15 protein-coding genes are annotated in these 15270 nt (G+C 43.6%); 3 read left to right on the forward strand and 12 right to left on the reverse strand.

Annotated features, from left to right (window positions below; genetic code table 11):
• Positions 1 to 91 precede the first annotated feature (91 nt).
• Together N7387_RS15285 and N7387_RS15290 are read left to right on the forward strand one after the other, a co-directional pair.
• The gene (locus tag N7387_RS15285; RefSeq protein WP_262860620.1) at positions 92 to 424 is read left to right on the forward strand and encodes a DUF1971 domain-containing protein; all 333 of its coding nucleotides are present in this window, start codon (positions 92 to 94) and stop codon (positions 422 to 424) included.
• A gap of 7 nt (positions 425 to 431) precedes the next feature.
• On the forward strand, positions 432 to 773 hold the full coding sequence (locus N7387_RS15290; RefSeq protein WP_279800067.1) for a DUF1869 domain-containing protein: 342 nt from the start codon (positions 432 to 434) through the stop codon (positions 771 to 773).
• 51 nt (positions 774 to 824) lie between these two features.
• Here N7387_RS15290 and N7387_RS15295 read toward each other — a convergent pair whose 3' ends face one another.
• The 3 genes from N7387_RS15295 to N7387_RS15305 all read right to left on the reverse strand — a co-directional run bounded on the left by N7387_RS15295 (position 825) and on the right by N7387_RS15305 (position 2978).
• Entirely contained in the window at positions 825 to 1106 is a 282-nt protein-coding gene (locus N7387_RS15295) for a GNAT family N-acetyltransferase (RefSeq protein ID WP_279800068.1), read from the reverse strand.
• Positions 1107 to 1123: 17 nt separating this feature from the next.
• A complete protein-coding gene (locus N7387_RS15300; RefSeq protein ID WP_262883288.1) occupies positions 1124 to 2056 on the reverse strand; it encodes a nucleoside recognition domain-containing protein in 933 nt (310 codons plus the stop codon).
• A gap of 226 nt (positions 2057 to 2282) precedes the next feature.
• Positions 2283 to 2978, reverse strand: a complete 696-nt coding sequence (locus tag N7387_RS15305; protein WP_279800069.1) for a DUF554 domain-containing protein — start codon at positions 2976 to 2978, stop codon at positions 2283 to 2285.
• 568 nt (positions 2979 to 3546) lie between these two features.
• On the opposite strand from N7387_RS15305, the gene N7387_RS15310 reads away from it, so the two are divergent.
• Positions 3547 to 5481, forward strand: coding sequence for a methyl-accepting chemotaxis protein (locus tag N7387_RS15310; RefSeq protein ID WP_279800070.1), 1935 nt, complete (start codon positions 3547 to 3549; stop codon positions 5479 to 5481).
• Positions 5482 to 5534: 53 nt separating this feature from the next.
• Here the strand turns inward: N7387_RS15310 and N7387_RS15315 are convergent, their stop codons facing one another.
• The 9 genes from N7387_RS15315 to N7387_RS15355 all read right to left on the reverse strand — a co-directional run.
• Positions 5535 to 6446 carry a hypothetical protein gene (locus N7387_RS15315; protein WP_279800072.1) on the reverse strand — a complete coding sequence of 304 codons (912 nt, stop codon included), beginning with the start codon at positions 6444 to 6446 and terminating at the stop codon, positions 5535 to 5537.
• A 140-nt stretch (positions 6447 to 6586) separates the two neighbouring features.
• A complete protein-coding gene (locus N7387_RS15320) occupies positions 6587 to 7531 on the reverse strand; it encodes a hypothetical protein (protein ID WP_279800074.1) in 945 nt (314 codons plus the stop codon).
• A gap of 114 nt (positions 7532 to 7645) precedes the next feature.
• A complete protein-coding gene (locus N7387_RS15325; protein WP_279800076.1) occupies positions 7646 to 7915 on the reverse strand; it encodes a PAAR domain-containing protein in 270 nt (89 codons plus the stop codon).
• Positions 7908 to 8819: a hypothetical protein gene (locus N7387_RS15330; RefSeq protein WP_279800078.1), complete on the reverse strand. Its 912-nt coding sequence runs from the start codon at positions 8817 to 8819 to the stop codon at positions 7908 to 7910. The genes N7387_RS15325 and N7387_RS15330 overlap by 8 nt, the downstream gene beginning before the upstream one ends.
• Positions 8820 to 8958: 139 nt before the next feature.
• The gene (locus N7387_RS15335) at positions 8959 to 9903 is read right to left on the reverse strand and encodes a hypothetical protein (RefSeq protein WP_279800080.1); all 945 of its coding nucleotides are present in this window, start codon (positions 9901 to 9903) and stop codon (positions 8959 to 8961) included.
• A complete protein-coding gene (locus N7387_RS15340) occupies positions 9900 to 10823 on the reverse strand; it encodes a hypothetical protein (protein WP_279800081.1) in 924 nt (307 codons plus the stop codon). Before N7387_RS15340 ends, N7387_RS15335 begins: the two co-directional genes overlap by 4 nt.
• 114 nt (positions 10824 to 10937) lie before the next feature.
• Positions 10938 to 11207 carry a PAAR domain-containing protein gene (locus N7387_RS15345; RefSeq protein WP_279800083.1) on the reverse strand — a complete coding sequence of 90 codons (270 nt, stop codon included), beginning with the start codon at positions 11205 to 11207 and terminating at the stop codon, positions 10938 to 10940.
• Positions 11200 to 12126, reverse strand: coding sequence for a hypothetical protein (locus N7387_RS15350; protein ID WP_279800084.1), 927 nt, complete (start codon positions 12124 to 12126; stop codon positions 11200 to 11202). The genes N7387_RS15345 and N7387_RS15350 overlap by 8 nt, the downstream gene beginning before the upstream one ends.
• A partial coding sequence (locus tag N7387_RS15355) for a toxin VasX (protein WP_279800086.1) occupies positions 12123 to 15270 on the reverse strand: 3148 nt, incomplete at its 5' end. The genes N7387_RS15350 and N7387_RS15355, both read right to left, overlap by 4 nt.

Below are 15270 nucleotides of genomic sequence, written 5' to 3' on the forward strand. Positions count from 1 at the left end.
CCCCTGAAGTTGCATCTGAAATACTTTTTAAATTTTGAAAAATATTTTAAGATTGGATCTTAATCATCTGTTTGACTTCAGGAGAACACAGATGGAACGCATCATCATTCCGACAAACTACATTCATATCCGGAGCACGCCGCTCTGGACCAAAGAAACGGCACCGGAATCTATCTGGCAGAGGCATCTGGATAAAGGTACCCGTCAGGGCGTTTATCCTAAACTGTCTGTTATGCAGGGCACCATTATCTACTATGCCTATGCGGATGAAACCAGCCCTGAACCAACGGACACCCTGGTAATAGAGGCCGGGCAGTTCGGTGTTTTTCCGCCGGAAACCTGGCACCGGATAGAAGCGGTTACTGACGATACGGTGTTTAATGTTGATTTTTATGTCGCCCCAGAGATCCTGACCGAGGAGTAACACAATCATGAACGACGAAAACAAAGGCTTTTTATTAACGCTGATCAATGAAGGTAACGGCCAGAAAGCGGAGAAACACTTTCTGAATCCGAAAAAGTTATATATCCCTGAGATTGCGGCAGAAGAAATCGCGTTGCTGGTCAGTGAATTAGACGGCAAAGAAAAAATTAATGATACGGCACTGATGGTCACCATGACCAATAAGAATAATGGTGTGTCAGTGGATAAAGACGTGGATTCCGCCGCTGAATTAGCCGATGCTGAAAACGCGGCGCAAATCGTCAAGGATCTGATTAATATTATCCGCGGCTACGATATGGATGAAGAAACCAATATCTGCGGATGGTAACTGTTCTGTCTGTGCCGGAGAGGAAACCGGTTTCCCCTCCGGCATTGTGCATTATCCGGCGTGACGGATATCGTCATACTCACGGGTTTTATCAAATACGCTTTTGGCAAACGGACAGAGCGGAATAATTTTCCGCTGTTCACGCCGCATTTTCTCAACCACCGCCGCAACCAACTTATTACCCACTTTCTGCCCGCGCAGACTGTCATCCACCATAGTGTGGTCAATAATCGCCAGATTATCCCCGGTATACACAAAGGTGATTTCTGCTATCCGGCTTTTGCCGTCCTCAGACAGAATATAAAAACTGGTTTTATCTTCACGAATATCCATCACTTATCTCCTCCGGCTTAAAATAATACTATATGCAAAACCGTGCGGATGAGAATACCGATCAGTGCTGCCGGGATCACATAACGGAACAGACGGACAAACCGCGAACTGATACCGAGAAAAATGCCGATCCCCGGTAAATCAAATGTCTGGATCAGTAACCCGGCTGATGCATTAATCTGATTAGCAGTTACCGCGCCCTGCTGTACCAGATCAGACATCACCCCGAAATACGCCGTCCCGCCGGCCACGCATTTCACCAGAGCGGGCAGCACAAAACTGTCCGGAATATGCATAACATTCAGTACCGGCATCAGAATATGGTGCAGCCATTCAATCACCCCGGCGGCCTGCATTAATCCGACAATGGATAATGACAGGATCAGCATCGGGATAGCCCCGAGTGCCAGACGGATAGCATCCGCCCCCGCGCTGTTGATAACCGACAAAATTCCCTGATTATTCTGCTCCGCATCCGGCAGCGGCTCTGAGCTTGCGGTCTCTGTCGCCGATAACCGGCGGCCGGTGACATACCAGGTAAAAGCCGCCGCACACAATCCCCCGGCAACAGAAACAATAATGGACGTTGTCCAGTGCAGCCCGAACGGCATCAGCGGATAAAACACATTCCCCTGCCCCATCGCAAAACACATCGCCAGAGTGGCGGCCATATGGCGATCAGATACCCCCCGCTTATCCATAATCGCGAGTGTTGCCAGCGGTGCGGCAAAACTGACAAAGTTTATCTGGATCAGCGCAAATGCACTCATCCCGGTTAAGCCGAACGGTTTGAGTAAAGGTGCCAGCCAGCGAACGATCACATCCAGCACGCCTCTGACAGAGAGGTATTTCATTATGATCAGCATCACGACCATAATCGGTAATAAGGTATAAAGCGCGACATCAACGGAGGATTTTCCCGCTGAAATGATAATACTGATGACATCCATGGAATAAATACGGAAAGTAACTGAATCGGTTTTCCGGATTATAACCCTGAGATTTCAGAAGTAATTCAATTTTTTGAAGTGACTTAAATACAGCAGATAACAACAGCCAATCCTGTATTTTCCGGTAATTTATTCAGCCGGATGTTATTTTGCGGGATCAATAACCAAAAAATAACCCCGCATGATCATTCGTTGTTATCGTTCACCGCTATCCTGATGATTTAAATCATAAATATGACCAGAGCAGTGACAGCGGCATCACCAGTATCAGCGCAGGCAGCAGGTTAATCACCGCAAACATTTTAATACCGCAGATCCGAAGCCCGGTTGCGATCAATAATACCCCGCCCGCAGCGGTAAAATCCGCCATCATAGCCGCTGTGGTAAACGGCATCAATAACGCACCGCTGCCCGCCAGTGCCAGCTGAATAATCAGCATCGGCGCGGCAATAACCGACACCGCAATACCCAGTGAACAGGCAAATATCATCGCGGTGAAAAAATCCATAAAAGCCTTGGTCAGCAGAACGGTCGGATCTCCGGTCATGCCTTCATGCATCGCCCCGAAAATCCCGGTACCGCTGACACAGAACAAGAATATCAGCACCACATAGTTTTCAATAAAACTTTCCTGTGCCCCGCTCCGTACCGGAAGCCGGTTTTTTATTTTACCGGCCACCGCATTGATTTTATTTTCCAGGCAACACAGTTCACCGATAACCGCCCCGAGCAGCACCGATAGCACCATCACCGGCATATTGGCGCATTTTATAATCAGCAACACCCCGATAGCGAGTGATGCCAGCCCGAATACGGACGGCATGGATATCCGGATACGTTCCGGCAACCGGTGGCTCAGTCCTGCCCCGGCAATTCCGCCAATCAATACTGCGGCGGCATTAATAAAAGGTCCGGTAACCAAACGTTACTCCTGCTTTTTTTATCCGGATCTTATGATTATACGGAACCGGTACCATACTGTACGTGTACCTGCCCGCAAAACAGGCGCAATAAAAATAAAAAGCGGGTATTAACGCAGATATGACGTCAGGCCGTACTCCGGAAAAACCCGGCTGAAGACCACCTCAAATGATGAATAACCCCTCATTTTTGCTGTTAATTCTGTCAAAATCACTAAATGAATATTTAAAAAAAACAATAACAATATGAAAAATAAAAAATATATTTCTGATAACAGGAATGAATAATAACAGTAACATAAAACAAGCAATTTCATGTGTTGTATATTCCTGTTATAAAAAGAAATCATCTTATCTTTCACTTAAAAAAACACCATAAGGAAATAATTTTCAGCAAAGTACCCTATTCTGACTGACAGCTTTAGTTCCGTTTTTTATTCAGAGAGTCTCTGCAATAGTAAACCCGGGGCAGCTCAGCCAATAACCGGGCAATCGTTAAAATATAGCAGGACTCTGCTCAGACCAGCCAAATTTATAGTATATGTAAATTTATTATTTCCGGAGTTTTTCATGCGTTGGTATCCGTCCCGTATTTCAACTCGTCTGACGATCGGTGGTATTCTGCTCCTTGCTGTCACCACGGCGATTATTATTATTGTTATGCTGTGGCGCGGGCAGCCCCGTGTGGTGGAAATTAATACCGCATTAATTGAAGAAACCGGACATGGCCTGACCTCCAGAGTCAGTACCATTTTATCTCACACCGGCGGAAATACTGTCAGCCTGGCGCGCATGGCAGAGGTTCTGCCCAATGATGAGGCGCTGTACCGTTATATCCCGCCTAATCTGATTGAAAGTAACAGCCTGATCACCGGTGGCGGGATCTGGCCGGAACCGGGGGCATTCACGCCCGGAATTGAGAAACGCAGCTTTTTCTGGGCACGAAATCCGGCCGGGGAACTGGTCTTTTCTGACGAGTATAATAAAGACAGTACCGATAATTATCATAATGAAAGCTGGTACCAAAATGCACAGGACGAATCGACGGAACGCTGTTTATGGTCAGATGTTTACAGCGACACGGTTTCCGGTGTGAATATGGTAACCTGCAGTGTGCCGTATAAAACGGGCGGGAAATTTTCCGGTGTCGTCACAACAGATATCCGCCTGGATAATATTGCCGCCATTATGCAGCAATACGGCAACAGCACCGGCGGCTACGCCTTTGTGACAGACCGTCACGGGCAGCTGATTTATTTTCCCGGTGATGACAGTAAAAAATTTAAAACCTTTGATGAGCTGGCCGCCCAATCCGGCTGGCTGGCACCGGTGGCTGCCGGCCTGAAGCTGCAGGATTCTGAGCAATCCGCTCCCGGCAGCATTCGCATTGATCACGACGGACAGCTGAATACATCGTCACAGGTGATGCTGTTCCCGATGGCAGATACCGGATGGGTTATCGGCCTTGCCACGCCGGAAAGCCGGGTAACCGGTCTGGCGAACATCATGACGCAGGATGTGCTGGAAGTCCTGCTGCCGGTTATGACGCTGTTATTGCTGGGCTCCTGGTTAGCAGTCCGTCGTCTGATCACCCGCCTGAATGAGACATATAACGCACTCGATGATATTGCCCGCGGAGAAGGCGACCTGACGAAGCGTATGGCGATAGCCGGTAATGATGAAATATCGGATATCTCACGGGCATTCAATCTGTTTGCGGACAAAATATCATCGATGCTGCTGACCGTACGCAGCAGCAGCGCTGTTGTCGCGGAAAATACCGTCAGTCTGGCCGATAATAATAACGAGTTATCAGTCCGGGTGACACAACAGGCCGCAGCCCTGGAGCAAAGTGCGGCGGCAATGGAGGAGCTGAATGTCACCGTGCGTCAGAACAGTGACAACACACACATGGCCGATAAACTGGCAGAAACCACCGCACAAACCGCAAGCCGCTGCGGGGATATGATGCATAATGTTATATCAACAATGAGCAATGTCAGTACGTCATCCGGGCGGATGTTTGACATTGTGTCAGTCATCGACAGTATCGCATTTCAGACCAATATTTTGGCCCTGAATGCGGCGGTAGAGGCTGCGAGGGCGGGTAATTCAGGCCGGGGTTTTGCCGTTGTTGCGACTGAAGTCAGGTCTCTGGCTCAGCGCAGTGCTCGGGCAGCCCGTGAGATTAAAGTTCTGATTGACGAGTCTGTTCAGAATATTAAAACAGGCAGCAGCCAGGTGCATGAATCCGGTGAAACACTGAATCAGTTGGTGGAGGATGTCCTGAAAGTCAGACAGCTGATGAGTGATCTCCGGGTTGCGGGAGAGGAACAAAGTAAAGGGCTGGCTGAGGTTACCATGGCAGTCACCGAAATGGATACCACCGTGCAGCAGAATGCCACTTTAATTGATAATGCCGTCTCGCGGACACAGCTTCTGAAAAGTGAAGCAGAACAGCTCGCACAGATGGTCTCCGTTTTTAAATTACCGGAAACACACTGATGTTATGAATATATTTTCCGGCAGAGAACACCCTGCCGGTAAATATATTCTGACTACGCATCAGAACCTGTTTCTTTATCCAGCATGCCTACTGTATTCGCTATTTGGCTGTCAGCATCCGCCGGGGGACTATAGCTGCCAAAATAAAGCGTCAGTGGCTCACATTCGAAATCATGATCTGTAATGGCATCACGCCCTTTTTGCATATACGTGTTAATAAAACTAATAAATGCATTATTTTCATATTTTTCACTGAGAAATAAGCTACTGTGATCGGATGCATTCGGTTGAAACAAAATCGTGTCCAGTCTGTTTTTTTCGGTATTAAATGAAAACAATTTTATAAATAAATTATTATTTGGTGTTGCATATCCGGAATCTTTATAGCGGGCCATATAGACTTTGTTATTTTCCCATGTATACAAAATTTGACGTTTTCTGTCTAAGACCAAAATGGGGTAAGGCCCAAATAAAGCTGATTTACCCGTAATATACAGGCAATAACCAATTCCGAATACCAGTAGTATCGTTAAATATATTGAATACTTAGTTCCTGCATAAAACCCTCCTGAATAATAAGAGACCAAATAATCGTATAAATTAGGTTCTTTATCAAAAAAAGGACGATATTTTTCTATTCCTTTCGTAATATTAATAGAATGCTCATGTTTCTCCTTATATACATTAGTCAAAAAAATAAAGTTTCTATATCTTGAAATATGCCCGTCAAGAAAATAATTTAGCATAAATATAGAAGTGACAAATATAACTAAAAATAAAGGAATTGAGACAACCTTTCGATGCTTAAAGTTAGTGGACTTTATTTGACATTGTTCCTGATTTATCTTCAGCAAATACGGGCTGTCTTCCGGGGAACCCGTAAAACGACCGTCTTCCTGATAAGACGTAATTTTTTGCGTTTTCAGCTTAGCCGGGAACATTGTTCCCATAAAAAATTCAAACATTACAAATGTCTCTTGTTCAATAAAATCTGATAAATAATCAGTTATAATAAATATGACGATAAAAAAAGAATCCGGTGTTGCCTCTGGCGACTCATCCCGCAGCGACCAGAACTCATCCGCCGGAACATCCGCATATCACTTTACAGGCATTCACCTGACTGCGCATAACGTTGCTTCCTGTTATCCAGCTTTGCCAGAATCTGCGTAACCTGTTGTTCAACATCGTCGGGAAGCGGATTTTTACCAAATGACAGGAATGGTTTACGTGCCTGATAATCCGAGGCTGAAACAGCATCACGCCCCTGCTGCATATAGGCATTGAGGAATGTAATAAAACGGTGGTTTTCGCTGTCTGTACTGGTCAGAAAAGCTGAATAATGCGAGACATTCGGCCGGAAGAGAATTGTTTTCAGTTCACCGGATTTTTGATCAAGACCATAAAGTTTGATAGCGGGCATTTTACCGGCTAACCCGATTTGTGCCTCTTCATAACGGGTTACATATACTTTCCCCATACCGTAGCTGTACAGAATACCCCGTTGTCTGTCGGCAATAAGGTGTGCCGGAGGAACAAAGAAAGCCAGATACCCAAATAACCATAACGCCCCCGGGAATAGGATAAGCCAGCCGAATATCAATAATAGATCAATATCACTATTGCGACTAAGTTTTCCAGAATAATAAGCTTTGATATAATCAAAGATATCTATTTCTTCCTTATTAAAATAAATTTCGTATCCATTTAAATATTCTGGTATTTTCTGATTGCGTTCTATATATAAGTTATAAATACTTCTATCGTAATTTATATTATCTTGAAATGTGTACATTTTGGATGCATGTCTATCTATAAAGCAAAATAACGTATAACACGCCATAATCAGGATAGCGATAAAAAAAGGAATTATGTTGGTTAACTGACTGTTACGTTGCGGTGAATTAATCACACAACGCTGCTCATTCACAGCATCCAAAAACACCAATTTGCGGGGTTCTAAAGGGTCATCATAGGTGTGACTTTCCCCGGTTAATAATGTTGTCTCCAGCTGCTCAGGATGCCTGGTTGCGGTATATAAACGGGTCATGCGGTACCTTCTTCATCAATACACCCATCGAGGTTAAACGGGGGAATATCCCCGTTAACCCGATCATCACCGTACACAGACGGAACAGAATATTTTTCGTTCATATCTCTGTATTTAACCCGCTGCAACCAGCAGGCACCCACCGGAACATCCGCATGTCACTTTGTGGCCTTCCAAAGCAACCGGTATGCCGTTTATTTTTATCAAACTGTCACCTTCCGCGATTGCCCCCGTCTGTTTACACGACGGGCAATATACAGGGTCACCCACACAGGCAATCCCCTCCGTTTGTTTCGCTACAGAAGAGCCCCGGAGAACGGTACCTCCGGTATTGGTGGTGTCATTTTTTAAAATAATCTTACGACCATTCACAAGACTACGCATCAGAAACCGTCTCTTTATCCAGCATGCCTAATGTATTCGCTATTTGGCTGTCAGCATCCGCCGGGGGATTATAGCCGCCAAAATAAAGTGTCAATGGCTCACATTCGAAATCATGATCTGTAATAGCATCACGCCCTTTTTGCATATACGTGTTAATAAAACTAATAAATGCATTATTTTCATATTTTTCACTGAGAAATAAGCTACTGTGATCGGATGCATTCGGTTGAAACAAAATCGTGTCCAGTCTGTTTTTTTCGGCATTAAACGAAAACAATTTTATAAATAAATTATTATTTGGTGTTGCATATCCGGCATCTTTATAGCGAGCCATATAAACTTTGTTATTTTCCCATGTATACAAAATTTGACGTGTTCTGTCTAAGACCAAAATGGGGTAAGGTCCAAAAAAAGCCGATTTACCCGTAACATACAGGCAATAACCAAATCCGAATACCAGTAGTGTCGTTAAATATATTAAATACTTCGTTCCTGCATAAAAATTCCCGGAGTAGTAAGATATTAAATAATCAAATACGCCAGGTTCTTTATCAAAAAAAGGACGATATCGTTCTGTACCCTCAAGTGGATCTCTTGAGTTTTCATCATACTCTTTATATATTTCAACATCTGAAATAAATGACTCATAATTTGAATAATGACTCTCGAAAAAAGAATTCATCAAAAAAATAAAAGTAGCAAAGACAACTAAAAATAAAGGAATTGAGACAACCTTTCGATGTTTAAAGTTAGTGGACTTTATTTGACATTGTTCCTGATTTATCTTCAGCAAATACGGGCTGTCTTCCGGGGAACCCGTAAAACGACCGTCTTCCTGATAAGACGTAATTTTTTGCGTTTTCAGCTTAGCCGGGAACATTGTTCCCATAAAAAATTCAAACATTACAAATGTCTCTTGTTAATAAAATTTGATAAATAATCAGTTATAATAAATATGACGATAAAAAAAGAATCCGGTGTTGCCTCTGGCGACTCACCCCGCCGCGACCAGTACTCAGCCGCCGGAACAACCGCATATCGCTTTACAGGCATTCACCTGACTGCGCATAACGTTGCTTCCTGTTATCCAGCTTTGCCAGAATTTGTGTAACCTGTTGCTCAAAATTGTCGGGACGCGGATTTTTGGCAAAACAAAACAACGGATCACGTGCCTGATAATCCACGGATGAAACGGCATCCCGTCCCTCTTTCATATACTTATTTAAAAACGTAATAAAACGGTAATTTTCGGTATCCGTGCTCATTAAAAAACCGGTATAGAACGAAACGTTAGGTCTGTAAATATGGGTACCTAACTTTCCGGTTTCCGGATGAATATAGAATAATTTAAACGCCAGCATTCTGCCTGCAAAACCAAACTGTGCATCCTCATAACGCACGGCCATCACAATCCCGTCCACATAGGAATACAGGATGCCCCGCTTTCGGTCTGCTACCAGCCAGGTCATCGGAACAAAAAAACTCAGAGAACCTACGATATATAATCCCCCCGGAAAAAATATTAACCATCCGATAATGAAATATTTATCGTATTCAGTTCCACTATAGTATTCATCAATATAATAATTTTTAAAATAGTCTAACCAGCTTACTTTATCTTTCCCCAAATAGGGTTCATATGCCGTTAGATAGTCACGGTCAAATTTATTTAGGTCTTGATAATTCTTATATTTTAACTCTGCACGTGCCACTCTTTTTTCAAAGTCAGCTTTTTTGTGTCTATGTCCATCGACAAATATAAATAATGTATAAAACATCATCACCAGCAATACCACAAACATCGGAAACGTATTCGATATCCGGCTATTGACTTGTGATGATTTTATTCTGCACTCGTGTTTATTGATACTTTGCAAAAAAACCAGATCCTTCAGTGGTAACGGGTCATCATAAGGATAATTTGCATCCGCCAAACGTGAGGTTTTCAGTTGTGACGGAAACCTTGATACTGTAAACGGGTTATTCATTTACGATTATCTCTCTCATCACATTTTGCCAGAATTTGTGTAACCTGTTGTTCAAAATCGTCGGGAAGCGGATTTTTACCAAATGACAGGAATGGTTTACGCGCCTGATAATCCGAGGCTGAAACAGCATCACGTCCCTGCTGCATATAGGCATTGAGGAATGTCATAAAACGGTGGTTTTCGCTGTCCGTACTGGTCAGAAAAGCCGAATAATGCGAGACATTCGGCCGGAAGAGAATTGTTTTCAGTTCACCGGATTTCTGATCAAGACCATAAAGTTTAATAGCGGGCATTTTACCGGCTGACCCGATTTGTGCCTCTTCATAACGGGTTACATATATTTTTCCCATACCGTAGCTGTACAGAATACCCCGTTGTCTGTCGGCAATAAGGTGTGCCGGAGGAACAAAGAAAGCCAGATACCCAAATAGCCATAACGCCCCCGGGAATAGGATAAGCCAGCCTATAACAAGATATTTTTCATTCTGACCATTAATATAATATTTTCCAGAATTATAGGATTTTATATATTCCCACCAACTTATTTTCTCTTTATAGAAAAAAGGAGAATAAAGAATAATAGCACTATCGTTTCTTTTTTCATCCTCAGATAAGTAATTATATTGATCTTGCAAGTACTTAGACATTCGTTCCATTGATGCTTTCTTTCCAAGATGATTATCAGCAAAACTAAATAGTGTATAACAAGCCATAATCAGGATAGCGATAAAAAAAGGAATTATGTTGGTTAACTGACTGTTACGCTGCGGTGAATTAATCACACAACGCTGCTCATTCACCGCATCTAAAAACACCAGTTTGCGGGGTTCTAAAGGGTCATCATAGGTGTGACTTTCCCCGGTTAATAATGTTGTCTCCAGCTGATCAGGATGCCGGGTTGCGGTATATAAACGGGTCATGCGGTACCTTCTTCGTCAATACAACCATCGAGGTTAAACGGGGAAATATCCCCGCTAACCCGATCATCACCGTACACAGACGGAGCAGAATATTTTTCGTTCATATCTCTGTACTTAACCCGCCGCAACCAGCAGGCACCCACCGGAACATCCGCATGTCACTTTATGACCTTCGAGGGCAACCGGTATGCCGTTTATTTTTATCAAACTGTCACCTTCCGCGATTGTCCCCGTCTGTTTACACGACGGGCAATATACCGGGTCACCCACACAGGCAATCCCCTGCGTTTGTTTCGCAACAGAAGAGCCCCGGAGAACAGTACCTCCGGTATTGGTGGTGTCATTTTTTAAAATGATCTTACGACCATTCACAACACTACGCATGACGTTGCTTCCTGTTATCCAACTTTGCCAGAATTTGTGTAACCTGTTGCTCAAAATTGTCGGGAAGCGGATTTTTACCAAATGACAGGAATGGTTTACGCGCCTGATAATCCGAGGCTGAAACAGCATCACGTCCCTGCTGCATATAGGCATTGAGGAATGTAATAAAACGGTGGTTTTCACTGTCCGTACTGGTCAGAAAAGCCGAATAATGCGAGACATTCGGCCGAAAGAGAATTGTTTTCAGTTCACCGGATTTCTGGTCAAGACCATAAAGTTTGATAGCGGGCATTTTACCGGCTAACCCGATTTGCGCCTCTTCATAACGGGTTACATATACTTTTCCCATACCGTAGCTGTACAGAATACCCCGTTGCCTGTCAGCAATAAGGTGTGCCGGAGGAACAAAGAAAGCCAGATACCCAAATATCCATAATGCCCCAGGGAAGAGGATCAGCCAGCCTATAACAATATATTTTTCATTCTGACTCCCGGTAAAAAAATCACCAGAATTATAAGCTTTAATATATTCCCACCAACTTATATCCTCTCTCCCAAAGAATGGTTCATATTTTTTTATAGAATTTCTTTCAAGAGCATCTAGTTTATTAAAATCCTGATTATGTTTAAATAAATATTGAGACATGTCCTCTATTGAAGCCTTAGCCGCAGTATGTTCATGAACAAAATAAAATGATGTATAACACGCCATAATCAGGATAGCGATAAAAAAAGGAATTGTGTTGGTTAACTGACTGTTACGCTGCGGTGAGTTAATCACACAACGCTGCTCATTCACAGCATCCAAAAACACCAGTTTACGGGGGGCTAAAGGGTCATCATAGGTGTGACTTTCCCCGGTTAATAATGTTGTCTCCAGCTGCTCAGGATGCCTGGTTGCGGTATATAAACTGGTCATGCGGTGCCCTCTTCATCAATACAACCATAGATTTTATCTTCCGGGTTATTATCCCGGTAACGTAACGGGGCGATATCCCCGTTAATCCGGTCAACCAAATAATACCAGTAAACGGAAGGTATCTTTTCCCTTACCGGACTCCCCATAAATACAGAGGTATAAACTTCAAATTTCAGCTCAAGGTCACCATTACCGGATTTTGCTTTTTTGGCTGAATCTCTGTTTCTCAATGTGGTTTCCAGTGCATTTTGCAGTGCGGATTCAAACGCAGCATTGAATTTTTTGTTCTGTGATGCCAGATACTGAATACCGCGACGTGTGACAACCTCATCACCGGGTTTTGCAGGTCTGTCTGACGGATTAACAGGCAGGGATTTTTTCTCAGCCAGCTGATACTCAATATCAGAGAGACCGTACTGGAAATTCGATAACTTAAAATGGTACTGAATCATATAATGTACCACACCGTAATTCATTTCATTACGGGGAACATTCGGATTCGGAACAGCTTCAACCTTAAGTTGTGAGGTGAAAAATAAATTTTTAAACTCCTGAATTTCAGCCTGATAATACCCATGATAATTTTCAAAGAATCTAATATATTTTTTAAGTTGTATATATTTACTTGGCTCTCTTTTTATTTTTGGATTATCATCTGTTTCTTTTCCCCCAGCAAAATATTTATCACCATTTCCCCAAAAACATTTCTTCAGTAAATTTTCAAAGTCATCAGTTTTAAACCAGTGATAAACAGCCAGTCCAATTTCTATCAGGACTGCACCAATGACTACCAGCTCCCAGGCAAATGCGAAAATAAACAGTGTGGTGACACTGGTTATTTGTGTTAATCCTAACCCTGCTATACCCAAAGAAAAAACCAATGAGCCAACAGCTTCTGTAATTTTAGCCGAACCGGTAATCTTGTTGCCGTCCATAAATTCAGCTGCTGCTTCCGCAACAGGTAGTGCAAACCCCATAAATGTAACGGTATATCCGAAAAGTTTCATTCCGGCTTTACCCAGCTCCGTTTTTATTTCAGGAAGTGTTATTTTTGTCAGCAACCGCTGAAGGGGCGGATAGGTAATAGTCGCGGAGTATCCCGGTGCAGCTTTACGGATATTAATTATTGCATCCGCCGTGCTTAATATATTGGCAACCATCTGTACCCGGAAAAGATTAGCTGCGGCAACATGCAACGGGGAATTGAGCTCAAACTCTTTTGTTCTGGCCACAACACTGAGTTCAATAATACCGCTGATAAGCGCAAAGACTTTCTCACCGAATTGAATGTGCTCCATCAGTGACTTTTTACCTTCAGGCAATACCGTTTTATGAAAACCCGCTATCACCCCAAAATTTGCCGTCGTTATCACCGGTGCTGAGCCCGCGGCCTGCAGTCGCTTATCCCAGTCAAACATCTTTTTCATTTTGTTCGCAACCGGTTTTAATGACTCAGATTTGGCGTTCAGTGAGTTCATCCACACTCTGAATGCATCCGCCCCCAGCGTATGCAGTTTATCAAAACTCAGTGTGACACCGTAATAGGCTAAAAATGCAGGCAGCACTTTACAGGCAAGAAAATCGATGCCTGCTTTGCTGATACGGCGGACCTGGTTCCGGGCCTCACCGAGCATCGGATGAATTTCGGCATAAGCATAGCCGAGCACATCCCAGCAAATCATAACGGCGGACTGCAATACAGGCTGCACACGCTGTTTAAATACTGTCAATGCTTCTTTTTTTATTTCATCTTCATTCAGTACGCTGAGAAAGCTGGTCATAAACGATACCCAGATACTGCCTTCTTCCGTATCAGTGGAGAACAGGATATCAAGCTTTGCACGCCCGTAAGCGGTGCTGTTCAGCGGTGTCAAAAGCAGTTCATGTAACTGACTCCAGGCGTTAAGCTCATCCAGAAATCCGGAATGCGGGAAATCCCCAGACTCATATTGTTCCTGAATTAAAAATGCATGGTCAAGATAGTGTTTTATTCCTCCCTGCCGGGAAGAGACTGCCGGATTTGTCAGAAAATCATAGTAAATCTGAATGACATTATTCTGTAAGGCTTCAAATTCCTGATAACCTTTATCAATTTGCGGCCAGTAGGTTTTCCAGCCGGGCACATCAATATGCTTGTTAAACTTTTCCGCTAATTTCTGTCCTGCCCCGGTTTTTGCCATTTCGTCACTGCTGAACTGCGCTTCTAATACCGAAAGGTACTGACCGATTTTGTTGGGATACTCCCAGTGATGCTGAAACATGGCATAGGATGTAGTGACAAAGGAATACAGGGATAAGATATCTTTCTGATACCCGACCGGGTCATACAGCGCAACAAGGCAGCTCTTTTCTTCGTGATCAAGAAATTGCTCTATCTGATTTAACAGCCGGTCTGTTGTTGCTGTTGCACTGCTGAGGGCGGCGATATGTGAGAAATACTCTTTAGGCAGCGGATTGCCAATCGCCCTTGTGTGTTCGGTAAATACCGAAAACTGCTGCTCCTCTGCTTTGTACTCCTCAACAAGATGTTCAACATGCTCTTCACTGAGCTCAAGCGCATGCGGATTATGGCTGAAATCAACCACATTGATTTTCTGCATAAATGCACGGCGGTAAGATTCATCCGTTTCTATTTTATTTAAAACATAATCAGACAGAGGAATGTCGCTGAATATGAACGAGGCATTGATGACATCTTTTTTTACCGGCAGATAAGGATACTGACAGGATTGTTCCTGCAGTGTATTATCTGATGCACAGCGCAGATAAGGAATAAACCCTTCTTCAGCATCACCGGCCTCTCTCGCTTGTTGTGCTTCCGGCGTTATATCATCATCAGTATAAACATATCCGTCATCATAATACCGGACGATATGTTTAAAAATCAGCAGTTGCCCCCGGGAGTCTGTCCGGGTCGGGAATTGCCCTTCCTCAAAAACATAAACCCAGCCGGGTCTCAGTAATCTGACAGAAAATCCCTTTGTTTCCGCCATTGAGGATGCCGTCATCAGCGTTGAAACCTCCGGCGGCATCGCTGCCACGGCATTTTTATCACCGTATAAATTCGAATAGGCATAACGCACCGGATAGACCGGACGGTGTTCATTCTCACACGGGCAAATCACCGCATCTGCCGGTAAATTG

The sequence above is a fragment of the Morganella sp. GD04133 genome (assembly GCF_029835375.1).
Taxonomy (GTDB): Bacteria; Pseudomonadota; Gammaproteobacteria; order Enterobacterales; family Enterobacteriaceae; genus Morganella; species Morganella morganii_B.